The organism is Culturomica massiliensis, assembly GCF_900091655.1.
Classification (GTDB): Bacteria; Bacteroidota; Bacteroidia; order Bacteroidales; family Marinifilaceae; genus Culturomica; species Culturomica massiliensis.
In genome coordinates, this window is record NZ_LT594621.1 from 3,964,762 (window position 1) to 3,982,505 (window position 17,744).

At 43.9% G+C, this 17,744-nt stretch carries 10 protein-coding genes; 3 read left to right on the plus strand and 7 right to left on the minus strand.

Annotation, left to right across the window (positions count from 1 at the left end):
* Position 1: 1 nt before the first annotated feature.
* The 5 genes from BN8908_RS17445 to BN8908_RS17465 all read right to left on the minus strand — a co-directional run bounded on the left by BN8908_RS17445 (position 2) and on the right by BN8908_RS17465 (position 7,659).
* Positions 2 to 793: a nucleotidyl transferase AbiEii/AbiGii toxin family protein gene (locus tag BN8908_RS17445; protein ID WP_068691896.1), complete on the minus strand. Its 792-nt coding sequence runs from the start codon at positions 791 to 793 to the stop codon at positions 2 to 4.
* On the minus strand, positions 790 to 1,602 hold the full coding sequence (locus tag BN8908_RS17450; protein WP_068691898.1) for a type IV toxin-antitoxin system AbiEi family antitoxin domain-containing protein: 813 nt from the start codon (positions 1,600 to 1,602) through the stop codon (positions 790 to 792). The genes BN8908_RS17445 and BN8908_RS17450 overlap by 4 nt, the downstream gene beginning before the upstream one ends.
* Before the next feature lie 157 nt (positions 1,603 to 1,759).
* A complete protein-coding gene (locus BN8908_RS17455) occupies positions 1,760 to 2,077 on the minus strand; it encodes a hypothetical protein (RefSeq protein WP_074042473.1) in 318 nt (105 codons plus the stop codon).
* 438 nt (positions 2,078 to 2,515) lie between these two features.
* Positions 2,516 to 4,963 (minus strand): choice-of-anchor J domain-containing protein, encoded by a 2,448-nt coding sequence (locus BN8908_RS17460; protein WP_068691900.1) that lies wholly within the window; start codon positions 4,961 to 4,963, stop codon positions 2,516 to 2,518.
* Positions 4,964 to 5,058: 95 nt separating this feature from the next.
* Positions 5,059 to 7,659, minus strand: a complete 2,601-nt coding sequence (locus tag BN8908_RS17465) for a TonB-dependent receptor (protein ID WP_021986606.1) — start codon at positions 7,657 to 7,659, stop codon at positions 5,059 to 5,061.
* A 265-nt stretch (positions 7,660 to 7,924) separates the two neighbouring features.
* On the opposite strand from BN8908_RS17465, the gene BN8908_RS17470 reads away from it, so the two are divergent.
* From BN8908_RS17470 to BN8908_RS17480, 3 genes are read left to right on the plus strand one after another with little or no spacing between them, the layout of a single operon-like run.
* Positions 7,925 to 10,642 carry a TonB-dependent receptor gene (locus tag BN8908_RS17470; RefSeq protein ID WP_021986605.1) on the plus strand — a complete coding sequence of 906 codons (2,718 nt, stop codon included), beginning with the start codon at positions 7,925 to 7,927 and terminating at the stop codon, positions 10,640 to 10,642.
* Between the two features lie 27 nt (positions 10,643 to 10,669).
* Positions 10,670 to 13,315, plus strand: a complete 2,646-nt coding sequence (locus tag BN8908_RS17475; RefSeq protein ID WP_068691904.1) for a single stranded DNA-binding domain-containing protein — start codon at positions 10,670 to 10,672, stop codon at positions 13,313 to 13,315.
* Positions 13,315 to 14,442, plus strand: a complete 1,128-nt coding sequence (locus BN8908_RS17480) for a DNA/RNA non-specific endonuclease (protein WP_021986603.1) — start codon at positions 13,315 to 13,317, stop codon at positions 14,440 to 14,442. The genes BN8908_RS17475 and BN8908_RS17480 overlap by 1 nt, the downstream gene beginning before the upstream one ends.
* A 222-nt stretch (positions 14,443 to 14,664) precedes the next feature.
* Here the strand turns inward: BN8908_RS17480 and BN8908_RS17485 are convergent, their stop codons facing one another.
* Together BN8908_RS17485 and BN8908_RS17490 are read right to left on the minus strand one after the other, a co-directional pair.
* Positions 14,665 to 16,437 carry a bifunctional metallophosphatase/5'-nucleotidase gene (locus tag BN8908_RS17485; RefSeq protein WP_021986602.1) on the minus strand — a complete coding sequence of 591 codons (1,773 nt, stop codon included), beginning with the start codon at positions 16,435 to 16,437 and terminating at the stop codon, positions 14,665 to 14,667.
* Between the two features lie 354 nt (positions 16,438 to 16,791).
* On the minus strand, positions 16,792 to 17,667 hold the full coding sequence (locus tag BN8908_RS17490; RefSeq protein WP_068691906.1) for a helix-turn-helix domain-containing protein: 876 nt from the start codon (positions 17,665 to 17,667) through the stop codon (positions 16,792 to 16,794).
* Positions 17,668 to 17,744 lie beyond the last annotated feature (77 nt).

The following is a 17,744-nucleotide window of genomic DNA, read 5'->3' on the forward strand; positions in this document are numbered from 1 at the left end:
CTTATACTCTTTCGACCAATCTCTTTTTTACTAATTCCCAAGCCTTGCCATTATCATATTCAGCTACCGGCTTTAATACAGCATGAATATCTTCCATAAATTCCCGGTCAAGTAGTTTTTCTTCCATGTTGGCAAGAAACTGCTTCTGAGATGGAGGTTTGCCTACAGAGTACTCCATGTAGGTTTTATAACAACTGATTAGTTTTTCCGTATTCACATCTTGGTGAATCATCGCCCAATACAAATCAAACAGATCACGACCTTTGCGACGCTGATATAATGCACGCATTTTTGTTCCCAGTAATTCTTCAAGTTCATATCCTGTCAAATTACATTCACCGGAAAACCATCCGTTCTCAACTTTATATGGGATTTCCTTTAAGCCAAGCACAGTAAAGTGTTCTCGAGTGTTAATCTCTATTTTCAACCGCATATTAATTACCGGTTGTGTACTTGTATCGAAACGATAAACAATAGTGTTGTTGTGAATATGTTGTTTTACCGTTCGCTTAGTCCCAAGGAATGACAGCCGTTCACGAATTTGTTTTAAGATCGGATTGATTGGTTCTGAATTGATTTGCACTAAATCTATATCTTCCGAATAGCGGACTTGCGGTTGCAAATACAATTTATGCAAAGCAGTGCCACCTCTGAAAGCAAGTGATTTTTTCAGCAGATCATCAGAAAATATTTCCACCAAAGCCCTGGCAATAACTAAATCTTGCTCTACTTGTGCATCATTTGGCCAAGGAGCAACCGCTTTCCATTCTTCTATATATCGGCGGGGTATCATAAATCGCTTTCTATCTCTATATTTTTAATTACTTTCCATGTTTCGTCTAACTCTCCCTGCTTTTCTTTTTGAGCAATCAATAATACCGGAGATATATTTCTTTTATTCAAAATTTTCAGTAAAGGATTAGACAGTTTTTCTTCGCTTAATGTCTTATCTAAAATATAACCCAATCGTTGGATTACAGGAGTATTTGGATATCTTTTTGCTGTTCTATAGAGTGTTGTTGCTTTCATCGCTTGGACTAGCTCTTGTAAAAGAGTAACAGTTCTATTCATCCCTATTTTATCGACGTAGGCTAGTAAATCCAATGCAGTCAATTCAGGAGAAGAAACATTGAGATAACCGACGTCGGTTGTTTTTTGAACAATATCATCTTGCTCCCATGAGTTTTTTGAAAAAAAGGAGATCTTCAATTTTTTATTATTAATACTCCTGGGGGCCGGGGTTTTTGCTATTACAAAGTATTCCATCGGTTGTTGATGTGCTGCCCCATACAAAGCTGCCGCAGACAATAAAGCTACATAATAAGGTTTACTCAAGGACTTCATCAGGTCATCGATAAACAAATATGGAGGGAGCATTCCCTGATTTGAATAATTAGGTGGAATGATCACATAAAAGCCTTTTCGTATTTGAGCTATCTGTTTCTTGGTTTTATATCTATACAAACCTTGCAGCAATGTTTTTTTAGACGACTTGAAATGATTACATACTTCTTCAAATGTAAAGGCATAACGTCCTTGGGATTGCAGTTCGACAAAGAACTGATCCCATTTATTACTTCTATCTAATTTCAAATTATCCATAAATCACATTTGCAAAACACTACGCAATCTGTAGTTGTTTGCAAATATAGATAATTTATCTGATTTTTTTAGTGTTGGCGCATAAAAATGGGGTTACAAAAGCTAAAAAATATCTCAATATAATTGTGAACTAAACTTGAAACATATTTTTTTGTACTCAAAAGGCGTTCTTCACTTCAATAGCGGTTACTTTTCCTGTTCGCTTTAAAATGTCCCTGTAATGCACATGTATGGAGAGATTAATTTTATTAATCTCTCTGTTAAGTTCAACGGCAACACGGCTTTTGCCGATTGCCCGACCTGATTTTACACTCCAAAGTCGTTCTTCGATTTTCAGTTTTGAGCCGAATTGGGCGATGGTATTACTAATGATGATTTTCCCGACAATCGGATAAACGGCATCGGGATTTGTTTCTGTTCTCTCCGTGTTACCCTCTCGTTTGAGGTAAAAAGAGACTTTAAGTTCGTTGTTCATAATGCTCACATTTTTAGTTCGTAAAATTACTTTCTTTGTGAGTTGTCTGAACAATGTAAGCCACAGACAAACAGTGCTATAACCAGACGTTTAAGGTCATTGGTTTGCTGTGTTTTTCGCCTATCTGAATGGGTAACGGATAAGAAACGGAAAGTATGCGCTAATCTGCTTTTTCCTGCAATTCTGCTATCAGCCATCGTTAGCCACTAAAAGACATACATTTCTATTTATCAATCAATTACCCTGATTTTCTCTCTTTCTCCTTTTACACTCCTTGTGTTTAGGGCAACGTAAAAGAGAATATTTTTTTGTGATTTATAATGTGTTGATTATCGGGTAAGGAGGGTGGCAAAAAAATAAAGTGCCCCCGGAAGTTTGACAAAAAACTTTTGGGTGGCACTTTATACAAGCAGCCTCTTTTCGTATATCCGGCGGGGATTATTTCAGCTCGGTCTGGGAGCCTTCTACATATTCGAATTTACCTTTGGCAATGCCTTTGAATCTGGCTTGCCAGGTACCGGTCGGGCTGTAGGTAGCATATTTGACCAGATAAAACATCTGCATATTGTCCTTTATGGCTTCTGCATCCGGGTATCTGGCCGGTAGCACATGGTTGGCAATTCCTTCCTGTAATCTTTGGTGGAAGATTTCCCGGCATTCGGCATCTTCCTTGCCGTCCAGGAAGTGATCTCCGGCTTTTGTATCGTAATATTTCCGGGATTTTATCAACATACTGATGTTGTTGTATTTGGCGTTTGCACCATACCACCATTCTGTATTGGACGGGTAAGCTTCGTCCAGATAAATTTTATATTTCGGATCGTTGGTTACAAAATCGACCAGGGCCTGATAATCGCTGCTGATCATCGTAAAGACGACGGTCGGATCAAAGGACCATTTGGTCCCGTTGTGAATGTATTGCTCCGTCACTGGCACCACTCCGTTGTAATTGGTCCAGTTGCCTTCGGTCCGGCGATATTCCTGTACGGCTGTTTTACCGTTCAATTCGAATAGTACGTGCATTGTTTTTTCTGAAACCGTATACGGGTATTTTTGTTGCAGGAAGAGCGGTAAATATTGCATGGCAACGGAAGCATCCTTAAAGCTGTTGCCGGTAATGCCCATCGTTTCGTAATCTTCCGGATTGACAATGACCGTATTGGCTTTCGGGGCCCACTTACTGCCGTTGTACTCGTATAGGGCAAAGCGTATTACCTGATCGGTAGCTGCCGGGCGTATACCCGAAGAAACAGGTGTCGTGCTGCGTTTATAATAATGTATTTTTACATTGTCGATTTCATAAGCCGTGTTCCGGTTGTCGGCTGCATCGCCGTGGTATTTAAATGCGATACAGACGGTTTTTCCCGCATAGGTTTTCAGGTTGACCGTTCCGGCTTTTTTGAATGTGGAGTATTTGCTGCTTTGCGGTATTGTAAAATGACTTGTGAGGTTTGTCCAGCTTGCCGTTTCCGGGTGGCTGCCGTCGAAATCTTCCGAGAGCAGAATTTCCAGGCAATCGGTGTCGTAATAAGCCGCATCAATGTCGAAAGTGAACAGAGGCGCCGGTTCGTCCGGAACAGATAAAGCCGGTGTAATCAGCCAGCTGAAAAATTCTACGGCGGAACCGTAAGACGTTATTTGTGCCGATTTGTTGTTGTCAAAATTATAACCTTTCCAGAGATTAGCACCTTCGGTAGCGGAAGAGTTTGTCCAATCTGTGAGTTGTATGGTTGCTTTGTGTGTCGTCGTTTCGAAATCTTCCGCTAATAGTATTGTTTCCGTTACGCCGATATTTTCTCCGATCTGGAGGTTGTCGATCTGATAGGTTGTCGTTTTGTTGTTATTACCGTCTCCCGTATATTTAAAGGCAATATGTACGGTTGTTTTATAGGCACTCAGGTCCAGGATACCGGCCGGCATTTTTTTACCGAAACCTTTGGCCGGAATATCGAAATAGAAATTCGGCGTAATATCCGTCCAGGTGGCCAGATTCGGGTCGCCTTCTTCGTAATCGGCGGAAATCAGAACCTGCAGGCAGGAAGCGTTGTAATGACCTAGTGTGATGTCGAAAGCAAACAGGGGTTTTGTGGCTGCGGTCAGGTCGATTCCCGGGGTGATCAGCCAACCGATATTTTCTTCGTTCGAGTTATAGGATGAAAAAGATACGTATCCGTCGCCGTTGTATAGGTTACCCTGCCATCTGACATTTCCTTTTTCTGCGAAATTGGTCCAGCCTTCGGCGGCAAAAGCGGCTTTGTCGGTGACCGTTTCATCGAAATTTTCATCCAGCGAGGTCAGTACCGGTGCCGGAGTATGGCCGTTACTGGGTTCCGTCGGCGAATAGTTGTAAGTTACCCGGTATAGGTCGCCTTTTTGAGCGTTTGTGACGGCTGTCGCCAGTATTTTTTCCAGGTATTTATCTGCATTTTTTCCGGGGGTCAGGTAATTGGTTCCGGCTTCTCCCCAAATTGACGCATAATCCGCCGGTGTCAGCGTGTAGTTCGGAGCTTTCTGTAAAAGCATCATGGCCTTTAGATAGCTGCTGTCCCTTTCGTCGATGGCATAGGTAACAGCCGCTGTCGATTGGGCATTCAGGGCCGGGAATAATGAGCTCAGATAGCCGGCGACTCCTTCTTTGGCGATTTCTTTATCGGGAAAACGCAGATTGCTTTTGATGTCGGCAGCGATAGCCGAGTCGGCTGCCGTGTGTTTGTTTTTAAATACATAACCGACGCTGGAATAGTCCTGAGCGGTAAAGGTATAAGTGACATCTTCGTGAAGCGGCTGTTTGGCGGCATCCAAAGCATCATACACATCGTCCATCGGGTTGCAGGCTGTGAAGGCAAGCAACGCCGGGAGAATCAAGCTATATTTACTTTTTATCATTGTCGTATCGTTTGAAAATTATAAGTCCATTGACTGTTTGAATACATTGTGTTTTTTTTATTAAAGATTGTCGGTTTCCTTCGTTTGTCGTATGTTTAAAACCTCACTTTGAAACCCATTGTCCAGGTGCGTCCGAATCCGTAGTATACCAGGGATGAAAATTCGTCGTGATATACGCCGTCTTTAGCGTCTGCAATATATTGGGTGTTGAAAAGGTTGTTGACATTGATATATAAGGTGGCCCGGATATTTTTGACCAGGGTCAGCTGATAGTTGACATTGGCATCGAAAGTGCAAAATCGCGGGAGTTTCCAGGCATCCAGACCGGCTTCCCGTGAACTGGTACGGTCTTCGATGGCGTAATCGGCATAGTTCTTGTCGAAAAGATTCCAGGCGGCACCGACTCTGAAATTATCGAACGGTTCGTAGGAGGCGTTGAGCGCGGCTGTCATCTGTGCCGAGTTGCCGACGTGGACATTTTTCACATACAACTGGTCGTTTTCACTGATCAGTTTGTTGTTGCTGTCGAAAAGCGATACGATAGGATTGTCTGTCAATATCCAGTCGCCCCAGGAAAACATGCCTCTCAGGGTGAAATTGTAAACCGGTTTATAAACCGCTTCGAATTCGACCCCGTGGTGACGGGCATTTACGCCGTGCATTGTCGCAAAAATACCGTTTCCCATATTTTTATTCAGTCCCCGGTCTCTCCATTCGGTGTAATAATAATTGACATTGACGGATAGCTTGGGTAAGGTCAGTCCGTATCCTCCTTCGAAGGTATATACGCTTTCGTATTTGACGGAAGGTGTCAGTTCGTTGGTGTTGTTTTTGAATACGATATTCATGTAAGGGGCCCGTTTGAAGTAACCTCCGTTTACGAATACGTTGTGTATACGGCCGAATTTATAATTGGCACCGCCTTTGACGCCCCAGGGGAGAAATGTCTGCCAGGATGATTTACGCATGGGATCGCCGGGAGCATAATTCCCGTCGTCGATACGCCGGTAGGCATTTTCCGTCAAAGAAGCGGACAAAAATGCCGAGAAATTATCTTTGACGTATTCGAGTTGGGCGAATGCACCGACCCACAATACCTCGCTTGTGTTTTCATAACCGAGGCGGTCGCCTTTGTATTTGGGAGTGCCCTTGGACTGGTAAGCCAGATAATCGCCTTCATAATAACTGCCGCCCATCAGATCGGTGATTTTGTTGTAGTGGTATCCTTTGTAATACCGCCCGTCCAAACCGGCTGTCAATTTGAATTCCTGTGTCAGATCGTTCGTATAGGTTGACAATATTCCATACCAATCGTGGGCGTTTACGGCGGTTCCGAGCACCAGCAACGAACCGGTTTGCGAGGCTGCATTTTCTTTTAATACGGCATCGTAGTCCAGTAAGCCATCGGGGGTTAATTTGGTGTCGGCATTTGTACCGACATAAGGTTTACCGGTTGTATTGTTGTATTGCAGCCAGTTTTTCTTGGTTCCGAACGCTCTGCGGGCTCCTCCTTTGGCAAAAGATACATAGGCAGCCGTTGAAAGAGAGGACTGGTCGTCGATTTTCCAATAGTGGTTCAGAGACAGTTGCGGTTTGTGATATTCGTTGTAGGCGTAGGGACCGTTGAATACCTTGCCGTTTAAATATCCGTAGCTGGAGTTCCAGCGGATGCCGCTGGGATGATCCCGGAATTCCTGTATGGTGTGCATTTGTCCGCGCTGGTTGTGCCATTGCGGTGCGCCGAAAAGAGTAAAGGACAGACGGTGGTTGTCGTTGATCCGTTTGGAGATGTTGAGAAAATACATCCAGGCTTTGTAATCGGTCGCTTCGACATATCCCCGTGTGCTTTCGGTTGTCGAGCCGGCGATACTGACGGCCCAGCCGTTTGACATCAAACCGGTGGATACGTTGATTGCCATTTTCTGAAAACCGTCGTGACCGACTCCGTAATAGACGGAACCTCCGATTTTCGCATCCGTATTGCGGGTAATCATATTCATGGTACCTCCGACAGAGTTGACGGCCAGTTTTGAAGCTCCCAGACCGCGTTGAACCTGGATGAATTGAGTTACGTCCGATAGAGCTGACCAGTTCGACCAGTAAACTTTGCCGTTTTCCATGTCATTGATCGGCACACCGTTGATAAGTATACCGATGTTATTGGAATCGAATCCGCGCAGATTGACACGGGAGTCTCCGTATCCTCCGCCGGATTTTGTCGCATATATGGAAGGCGTGGATTTCATGATTTCCGGAAACTCCTGATTGCCCAGGCGCTCTTCGATGATTTCCGGGGTGATGTTGGAGATAGCGATAGGGGTTGCCCGGTCTTTGCTGACAATAGAAGCCGTCACTTTTACCTCCTCCAGGCCGACAGTCGAAGCCTGTAATTTTATAACACCTAAATCGGTGACGTTATGTTCAAGCGATACGCTTTTTTGTTGCTCTTCATACCCTACATTGCGGAAGATAAGGGTTATTTTCCCTTCTTTCGTACAATAAATAGTGAAATTACCGTCCGGATCACTGGCAGCTCCGATAGATGTACCTTCGATGATGGCAGTTGCTCCGATCAGGGTTTCCCCTGTCTCTGCATCTACAATTTTTCCTTTCACGGTTTTCTGTCCCATAACTCCCCAGGCTCCTAAAAGCAAAGGGATTATGAAAACCAGATGTTTGATTGAAATTCTGATCATTTTGTTGTTATTGATTAATTAATGAATAAAAAAAATACGTACGCACATCCTTTAAATCTGTGCATTTTACTGATAAAACGAAGGTTTTTTTCGGATATCGATTATGAAGTTTTAGTTAAGATTGAAAAAAACTTATAGTTTTAACTATAACCTCATTTTATATTATTTAACTTTGCGTCATGAATTTTTATATGTGCCTAAAAAAAACGTTCGTTTTATTAGGTTGTGTGCATACAAACTTATTAATTAACAAGTAATAGAAAGTATGAAGAAAATCTTTATTAGAAGTCTGCTTTTCATGGTACCACTGTTTTTCTTGACATTGGTAACGATGGCTCAGGGAATCGTTAAAGGTAAGATCATCGATTCTCAGACAAAAGAGGAATTAATCGGAGCGACAGTCATGGTTGAGGGAACGACGGAAGGTGTTGCTTCCTCTCTGGACGGAAGTTTTACGTTGAAAACCTCGAAAGAGGGAACACAAACCCTTGTATTTCGTTGTGTCGGATACAAAGAGTTGAAAAAGACGGTAAAAATTTCGGGACAACCTTTGGATTTGGGGGTTATAGGAATGGAAACCGAAGCCATAGGTCTGGGAGACGTTACCGTGACGGCATCTGTTGCCGTGCGGCGCAAGACTCCGGTGGCATTGTCCGTAATCGAGCCGGTTGAGATTGAAAACAAGCTTTCTACGCAGGAGTTTCCGGAAATATTGAAATCTACACCGGGGGTATATGCGACGAAATCCGGAGGTGCTTTCGGAGATTCCCGTATTAATCTGCGTGGTTTCGAGCAAGCCAATATTGCTGTGATGATCAACGGTGTTCCGATGAATGATATGGAATGGGGCGGTTTGTATTGGTCGAACTGGGCCGGTCTTTCGGATGTAACCCGTTCGATGCAGGTGCAGAGAGGTTTGGGCGCTTCTAAAGTATCTTCTCCTTCTGTGGGTGGTTCTATCAATATCGTGACAAAAACGACGGATGTCAAAGCCGGAGGATCGGTTTCCTATGCTTTGGGAAACGACGGATACAACAAGATCATGTTCAATGTGTCTACCGGTTTGCGTAACGGCTGGGCCATTACCTTACTGGGAGCCAAGAGCTGGGGTGACGGTTATGTACAAGGTACGGAATTCGAGGCTTATTCTTATTTCGGAAACATCTCCAAACAGATCAATGAAAATCATCTGTTGTCGTTTACGGTGTTCGGAGCTCCGCAATGGCATAATCAGCGCAGCAATTACGACGGATTGTCTATTGCCGGGTGGCAGAACGTTGAAAAATATACGGGCAGAGACCGGCAGTACCGGTATAACCCGACCTACGGTTTCGGCCTGCACGGCGAACGTAAAACTTCGAGCTACAATAAATACCACAAACCCCAGATTTCTTTGAACCATTTCTGGACGATCAATGAGAAATCCAGTCTTTCTACCGTGTTGTACGTTTCCATCGGTCGCGGAGGCGGTTATAAAGGTTTGGGAAGTACTTCCGATTATGCCAATATGTGGTACGGTTCCAGCAATGGTACATTAAATACTTATTTCCGCAATGCAGACGGAACCTTTGCTTATGATAAAATTTACGAGTTGAATGCTACCAGTGATAACGGTTCGCTGATGGCCATGTCCGAATCGAAGAACGAGCACAACTGGTACGGTTTGATGTCTACTTATACGACTTCTATCGGTAAATATTTCGATGTTTACGGAGGTATCGACTTCCGGTATTACAACGGTACACACACCAATGAATTGGTTGACCTTTACGGAGGCGAATTCTTTGTGGATCGTTACCGGGGACAGATGAGTGTGGCTAACAATGCCAACAGTGCAGACCCGAACTGGGTAAATCAAAAACTGAAAGTCGGGGATGTCGTTTACCGGGATTACGACGGTTATGTGATGCAGGAAGGTATTTTCGGGCAGGCAGAGTTCAACCGGAATGCATTGAGCGTTTTCCTTGCAGGTGCCGTATCTAATACCGGATATTGGCAGAAGAATCATTATTATTACGATAAGACGCATGAAAAATCGAAGACAGAAAACTTTATCGGTTGGAACCTGAAAGGGGGAGCTAACTATAATCTGACGGATCAACACAATGTATTTGCCAACATCGGTTATATTTCCCGTGCTCCTTTCTATTCCGGCGGGGTGTTCCTGTACGCAATGAACAGTAATGCCACCAACCCGGATGCCGTCAATGAAAAAGTATTTTCCGTAGAAGTCGGTTACGGTTTCCGTTCTTCTATTTTCAGTGCTAATGTGAACGTATACCGGACAGAGTGGTTGGATAAAACGATGACCCGTACGATTACGTTGAAAAATGACGACCGGGCAACGATCAATATGAGCGGTATCGACGCTTTGCATCAGGGTGTTGAGTTGGATTTTGTATTCCGTCCGATTAAAAATGTGGACATCAACGGTATGGTTTCTATCGGAGACTGGAAATGGAACAGTTCATCTACCGGTTATTTTTATAATTCATCTGGTCAGCCGTTGAAAAATATGGACGGAGATATTGCTTCCGGTATTCAGGCAGAAGATCATGCCAAGATGGAAGTGGACCTGAACGGTACACGTGTCGGAAATTCTGCTCAGACGACATTTGCTATCGGCGCTAAAGTGCAACCTTTAAAAGGCTTGCGGGTAGGTGCTGATTATACCTATTGGATGCGTAATTATGCTGAATTTTCTGTCGGCGGAGACAATGGTGCCGATTTGGTAATGAACGGTTATAAAAAGTACGAAACCCCGTGGCGGATGCCTTCGGCAGGAGAACTGGATCTGAATGTCAGTTATCGTTTCCCGTTGGGTAAATTATGGGGTACAATTTACGGAAATGTAAACAATGTATTGGATGGCGTGTCTATTTCCGATGCTTATGACGGTTCGGGTCACAACTGGCAGTCAGCTTACCGTGTATTTTACCGTTTCGGCCGGAATTATTCCGTTCGCCTGAAGATTAGTTTCTAATAATTTGATAGTTTAAAAGGATAGGATATGAAAAAACATCTCATATATCTTTGCATGGCCTCTGTTTTAGGATTGACAAGCTGTGAGGACTTTAATGACAAACACTTCGACGGATTGGACGATATGACCAAGCCGGAGAATGTATTGAATAAGGATTATACGCTTACCGCCGATGATTATTCTGCTATCAGCGGTTATAAGGAGGCTGATATTATGGCCCTTCTGACCGGTGACGAGGCGACAAAAAAAGAGAAAGCAGAGAAGATCGTAACGGCTTTAAAAGCAGCTAAAAGCAATCAGTACCTGACTCCTGCCGCAGAACCGAGAACGGTTTTACCGCTTTTTATGTCAAAAAACTGGAAAACGGCTTCTCTGGGCGCTACCATTCGTGCAAGCTATAATTATGTTCCCAATGCACCGGCTTATCTGGCTGAATTGGCTGCTGCCGATACTTATGAATTGACGGCTGCGGATTATGAAACCATTTGGGGAATTCCGGATGTGTCTTACCTGACTCCGTCCAAGAGTCCGGAAAAAAGTCTGCCGAAAGTTTTGGAAGGGGCGATTGAAAATCCCGTAACCGGAGAGTATGTGGTAGTATCTTACAAATATTCTGCCAATGAACCGGGTTCAGGCGGCGGAGAAGAGGAAACTTTCGACAAGATCGGAGATGTAATAACGGCCGGCCCCGGAAATTATAAAGTAAAAGGTACGGTGATTGCTACATACAAGAATGGTTTTCTGGTATCCGACGGTACCGCTTCGATTCTGGTGTATCTGGAGGGAAAGCCTTCAAATAATGCAATCGGAGATATTGTTACCGTTGAAGGAACGACAACCGAGTTTGGCGGCATGAGCCAATTTCCGAACACATCTGTTGTAACGAAAGTGGGAGTTGAAGAATATACACAACCCGTACCGAGTCAGTGGGGCGCTGCGGAAATGGATGCTTATCTGACAGGGGTTTCCGTACAGTATATTTCATACGTCGGGACATTATCTATCAGTGGTAGTTATTATAACGTCAATATAGAAGGTGCAGCAAAAGCGATCGGAAGTATTAAATATCCGGCTGATGGTTTTATCGACGCTTCCCTGAACGGTCAGAAAGTGATTGTAACGGGTTATACTATCGGTGTTTCCAGCAGTAAATACGTTAATACGATGGCTACTGACGTAGTAGCTTTGTCTCACTATGATGAAATCGGTACGGTAGCTGCGGCTGAGGCCGGTGAATATACGGTAAGGGGTACGATTTGCGCGGAATACAAACAAGGATTTCTGCTTACCGACGGAACGGGATATATACTGACATTCCTGGGAAGTTCTTACGACGGGGCTTATTCGGCAGGTGATGTGATGACCGTATCCGGAACGACTACAAAATATAGCGGATTGATGCAGTTCCCGAAGGAGTCGACGGTTACTTTAGCGGCTCATGGCTCTTATAGTTATCCGACAGCGGCCTCGATGGATGCTGCAGCAATGGATGCTTATCTGGCAGCCCCTGAGGTGAAGTTTGTTTCTTATACGGGAACCTTGTCTATCAGCGGAAATTATTATAATGTAAATGTGGCTGGAACGACGACCGCAATCGGAAGCATACAATATCCGTTAAGCGATATGGTTGATCCGGCATTAAACGGACAGGAGGTAACGGTAACCGGATTTGCTATCGGTGTTTCCAGTAATAAATATGTTAATACGATGGCTGTTTCCGTGACGGCGGCAGGCAGTTCGTCTTCTGTTGCCCTTGCTGCTTCAGCCGATTATGTGCCGGCACTGAATAAATTCAGCCGTTCGCCATTGTCTTCCAGAGCTGCTGCTGTAGCTACAGAAATTCAGTATGCTGTTTATGTTTACGATGGTTCAGCCTGGAAGGCACCTGAAAAAGTGACGATCCTTAATCCTGCCGATTATAAGGCAATGGGAGAACCGGGTACACATAATAATTTCAGTTCCTCCATCGATCCTCAAAATTATTTGCCGCAGTTCCTGGGATTGAAATATCCGTATGCTCAGGCCGGTGATACGATGGCTGTGGTGTATAATTATTATAACGGGGATGCGACGGTATTGAAAGCCGACGAATATGTATTTACAGCCGGTGCATGGACATACAACACACAGCCTGTAACCGTTGTGACCGAGCAATATGCCCTGGCGGAAAACGGATGGGTATTCAGTCCGGATGTAACCATTACCCTGGTGCCGGGTAGAAATGCCGAGACGAATCACTATTTTCAGAAACTGACCGATTGGGTATGGGAGAATATCGATCAGAAAGAAGGCGTTACAGAGAAAGGGAAAGGCTATGTAACCTCTTACGGTAATAACGATTATTACTATGGAGGTTCTGCTTATCAGAATAATTTCGATTTCCGTCCGTCGGCTTGGAAAGCTCAAAATGAAAAAGCTTACGGAGAAATGCCGGATGAAGATCTGACGGCTTTGATGTGGGAACGCCTGCCGGAAGCTTTGTTACATATGCTGGAATGTGCATATCCGGATGTTCAATTGGAAGATGTCCCCGTTACCTATGTGCTTAAATTCGGAGTATACGGTATAGAAGGGTCCAGTGCTACCAAATATTATACGGCACGTTATAAATTGACCGGTAAAGGTGAATTTACCTATGTGGAAGATTCTTTAAAAGAAATCAGTAGTTTATAATGAAAGGAATAAAATCTGTTTCAACTTTAATTGCGGGCAGCGGAATGCTGCTCGCAATGCTTTTTGCTGCCTGTGACGATACGGACGAACGGGCAGAGTTGTCTTCGGAATCAAACCTGTCGGCCGTACCCGGTGCAGGTGGTGAGTATACACTGAATGTCGGTGCGGAGGGGTCCTGGGTTATTTCCCTTTCGGGAACCGGTAGTCAGTGGTGTAACGTCGACCCGTTGCGGGGAGTGGACGATGGCGTTGTAAATGTCGTTATCGCCCCGAACGACGAACGGACTTCCCGGAATACGTTGCTTACCCTGGCCAGTGGAGCCAGCAGGGATACTTTGCGGATTACGCAACAGGCAACGGAGGAGAATTTTACAAATGTGATTGCCGGTCGCCTGGAAATTCCCCGTCTGACCGGAGAGACGGATTACAAGTTTATCGACCATTCCGTCACCTATCAGAATAAAACGGTGCATAACTATTGCATGGAATATAACCTTCCCAAACGGCATGCCCGTTGGGTCGCTTTTAAAGCCTATGATGTGACGGCTGCCGATAATGTTAGCCGCACGGATGCCTGGGGCGACGATCCGCAGGTGCCGGCTGAATACCGGACGACGAAAACGGATTACAGCGGATACGACCGGGGGCATTTGGTGGCTTCAAACGACCGCCGTTACTCTAAGGAAGCCAATGAGCAGACGTTTTATTACTCCAATATGAGTCCGCAATTGTCGGGCTTCAACCAGAAAATCTGGCAAAAGCTCGAGGAAGATGTCAAAGCCTGGATGCAGGATGCCGCTTTGAGAGATACGCTGTATGTCGTCAAAGGAGGAACGATTGCCGATGATCAGATCATCAAACTGACCGGGGAGCACAATAATGTAGCTGTGCCTAAGTATTATTATATGGCGGTTTTGGCTCGTAAAAACGATAGTTATAAAGCCATTGCTTTCTGGTTGGAACACAAAGAGTATTCTCAGCCTTATCATTTGAAAAGCCTGACACTGACAATCGATCAGTTGGAGGAGAAAACCGGTATCGATTTTTTCCCGGGTTTACCCGACTCTGTGGAAAGAACGGTGGAAGCCGTGTGTGACGTGAACGATTGGACCTGGATTACGGAGTAAACGGGGCTTCATAAAATAAACCGGCCGGAAAGTCAAACTTTCCGGCCGGTTTATTTTATGATTTACGATTGACGAATCCTCTTTTTCGCTGGAGAGAATAGTGTGTATAATCTATAATCGTAAATCGTAAATCGTAAATCGTAAATCATAAATCATAAATCATAAATCATAAATCATAAATCATAAATCTAAAATCGTAAATCCCAATATGTCCGGACTGTCTCAATGCTGTTCGTAAAGCAATTGATAATCTTTTTCCTTGCCTTTTTTAAACCATCTTTTGGGAACGACTTTCCAATCGTTGCGGCATTGGGGGTCCAATGTTTTTTTGTCCCGGATGTATTCCGTGATATAGAAACGGACATCTTTGGGCATGATTTTGATGATCCGGGAGTCGATTTCCGCCTTATCCCAGCCCAGTCCTTTTGTCAAATGACCTCCGCCGCCGTTTGCCCGGTAAGAGTTGATGGCTACGCTATACGTCCGGTTTTCATCGAACGGCGTACCGTCGGACATCGAAAGGATGTCGACCCGTTCGCCCGGTTGCTTTGTGACGTCGACGGTATATTTAATTCCGGCAGCACAGGAGTAGTTGAAAAAATCCGAAGCAAGTATATAGTAGCCTTTGTTGTTTTTCAGCAGCTTGCCGGTAGAGTCACTTTTAAAACGCAGCAGATGGTCTTTGGCCGATTGCATGGTGTTGTATTGCAATCCATAGGCATATTCAAGATAACGGTCGATTTCCTTGCCGGTGAAAGACAGGGTGTAAAGTCCGTTTTCATAACTGTATAGGTTGAACATGTCCCGGATGGTCACAGTTCCTTTCTGTATGAGAGCATCCATTTGTAATACGGTACTGAAAGAAATATCGGCTCCGGTGGTTGCCAGTTGTGCGTTGTGGATGAAATCGGTAAAGGCAGAGGGACCGAACAGGCCGTCGCGTCCGGACAAAGGCTCTTTAAATTCTCCGATTTCGGTATTGATGTATGCTTTTACCTTTTCAATAGCCGGAGCAAAGCGGTTCAGGTAAGCCGTATCTTTTTCAATTTTTGACAGATCGATTAACGCTGTCGTGATATTTTTGTCGTAAGCGTTTCCCACGCGGGTCAGCGTAATGTCAATCTTTCCGAGATAATTGGCATGGGATTTCGGGTCGAGGATCACAACCTTGTGTCCGGCATTGTTCGTAATTTCCATTTGTTTTGCCTGGTGGTCGTGGCCGAGGATAATGACGTCGAAACCGTCCACCTGTTGGGCAACTAATACGCCTGCATTTTCATTGCGCGGAGTTTCGGCGTTTTCTCCTGCATAATTGTAGTTGAAGCCGGAATGGAAAAGTCCGACGAGTAAATCCGGTTGTTCTTTCTTTTGGATTTCGCTTACCCAATAGCGGGCTGTCTTTACCATATCTTCAAAATCCATGCCTTCCCACAATTTTTTCGGCAGCCATTTGTATATACCGGGAGTGGTCATGCCCAGAACGGCAATTTTCAGTCCGTTACGCTCAATAACGGTGTAAGGCTGAAAATACGGTTGTCCCGTGGCTGTATTTATTGTGTTGGCCGAAAGCCAGGGGAAATTTAATTCGTGAACGATTTTATCGTATACCGGATGCCCGGCTTCGATGTCGTGATTGCCGACGGATGCCGCATCGTATCCCAGATAATTCATCACTTCTGCCGTCAGGTTGGTCACACCGGTATCGATGAAATTATAGTAATAGTCGTTGGGCTGGCCTTGCAGAAAATCTCCGTTGTCCAGAAAAATAACACGGTTGCTGTCCTGCATCCGGGCGTTTTTGATTGCCGTAGACACATTGGCCAGACTGCTTTTGTTCGGACGATCCCGTTTCAGGTCGTAATCGTATATCGTTCCGTGGACATCCGAAGTACAATAAATAGTCAGCGTGGCCTTTTCCGGTTTGGAATTACAGGAAACAGCCAGAGCCGATAAAAGAATGAGGTTGATCAACAACCGGAAAAAATGTGGTTTCATTTTGTTAGCATTTGAATTTTACACCGTAACAAAAGTAATAAAAAGAAACATGTAATCGGCCGGTTGTATAAATTGAAAAAATGTAAAAAATCCGGAGAAAATTTTAATAAAATTGTATTTTTTATATATTTGCAGAATTCCTCTACTTATAGATAGAGTGCGACCCCAAAATACAACAGTTTTTAAATATTTACACTCCCTCTACTTATAGATAGAGATACAGCCTTTAATTGATAAGGACTATACCTTTTCACGGGACAAAGATAGTATCTCTGTTATAATATCCATTAACAAAACGTGCGAATCTTTTATCATTTCGTTTTACTTGCCTTTTTTTCCTTATTTTTCTGCGAATTAGTGACTAACTTCCTGTTGCTGTTTGATTAACTCTCCCGGAGTACAATTAAATTCGCGCATACAAAACCGGTTAAATTGTACAGGAGAGTCGAAATTAAACAGGTCCATCAGTTCCTTGATTGTGATGTTCGGGATCGCAGCTTTTATAAATACCTGGTGCCGGATTTGTTTCAGCATCCATTGCCTGGGCGACATTCCGAACTCTTTTGAGAATTTTGCATAAAATGCGTTCTTACTCATCTTTAAAAGTTCGATTAATTCCTCCACATTTTCCGCCTTGGTATAGTTTTTCAAAACCATATCTTTAAACTTCAATTTTTTCCCCATGATGGGAAAAAACAATTGTACAATTTCTTCTTTTGTATAAAATCCACGCAGATACAGAAAGAATTCCTTGTGTTTAATCTCGTGTAAATGAGCGCAGTTCATTCCGCTTTTCAGGCAGAACACCAGCAGGTCGATAAACTCGTTGAGCGGATGTCTGATTTCCAAAGGCGTGAAATCATAGTGAACATCGTTGCATAAATCATAATAGGATTGCAGCATATTGACGTCGCATACGTTTCGTACCATTCCGAAGCTGAATAACAGCAGCTTACAGTCTTTTTGGGTATAAGCGTCAACCAAAGCTCCCCTGGGTAAAAGCACCATTTCCGAAGAGGAGATTTTACGGTTGTCATACTGATTGCAACTGATAATGCATTCACCTTCAATGAGAATGACGACGTTGTTGTATTGCAGTTTGGGTTCATATACGTGCGTGCCGGGTGGAACTTCCAGGTATTTGAATCCGGTGTCGATTTCTACCTGGTAATTTTTACAACTTTGGTGTTCGTTTACGTAAAGTAATTTGTTTAATAAGATTTCCCCCATGTTCTTTGTTTTTACTTATTTGAACAATATTATGTTGGCTGTGTTTCAGCAAAGTTTCAGTATATATTTTTCTAATC

What these genes read in the sequence shown, in the direction of transcription:
- BN8908_RS17455 (WP_074042473.1), bottom strand. Translation starts at nt 2,077, where the DNA reads ATGAACAACGAACTTAAAGTCTCTTTTTACCTCAAACGAGAGGGTAAC.
- BN8908_RS17465 (WP_021986606.1), bottom strand. Translation starts at nt 7,659, where the DNA reads ATGATCAGAATTTCAATCAAACATCTGGTTTTCATAATCCCTTTGCTT.
- BN8908_RS17445 (WP_068691896.1), bottom strand. Translation starts at nt 793, where the DNA reads ATGATACCCCGCCGATATATAGAAGAATGGAAAGCGGTTGCTCCTTGG.
- BN8908_RS17485 (WP_021986602.1), bottom strand. Translation starts at nt 16,437, where the DNA reads ATGAAACCACATTTTTTCCGGTTGTTGATCAACCTCATTCTTTTATCG.
- BN8908_RS17475 (WP_068691904.1), top strand. Translation starts at nt 10,670, where the DNA reads ATGAAAAAACATCTCATATATCTTTGCATGGCCTCTGTTTTAGGATTG.
- BN8908_RS17470 (WP_021986605.1), top strand. Translation starts at nt 7,925, where the DNA reads ATGAAGAAAATCTTTATTAGAAGTCTGCTTTTCATGGTACCACTGTTT.
- BN8908_RS17460 (WP_068691900.1), bottom strand. Translation starts at nt 4,963, where the DNA reads ATGATAAAAAGTAAATATAGCTTGATTCTCCCGGCGTTGCTTGCCTTC.
- BN8908_RS17480 (WP_021986603.1), top strand. Translation starts at nt 13,315, where the DNA reads ATGAAAGGAATAAAATCTGTTTCAACTTTAATTGCGGGCAGCGGAATG.
- BN8908_RS17490 (WP_068691906.1), bottom strand. Translation starts at nt 17,667, where the DNA reads ATGGGGGAAATCTTATTAAACAAATTACTTTACGTAAACGAACACCAA.
- BN8908_RS17450 (WP_068691898.1), bottom strand. Translation starts at nt 1,602, where the DNA reads ATGGATAATTTGAAATTAGATAGAAGTAATAAATGGGATCAGTTCTTT.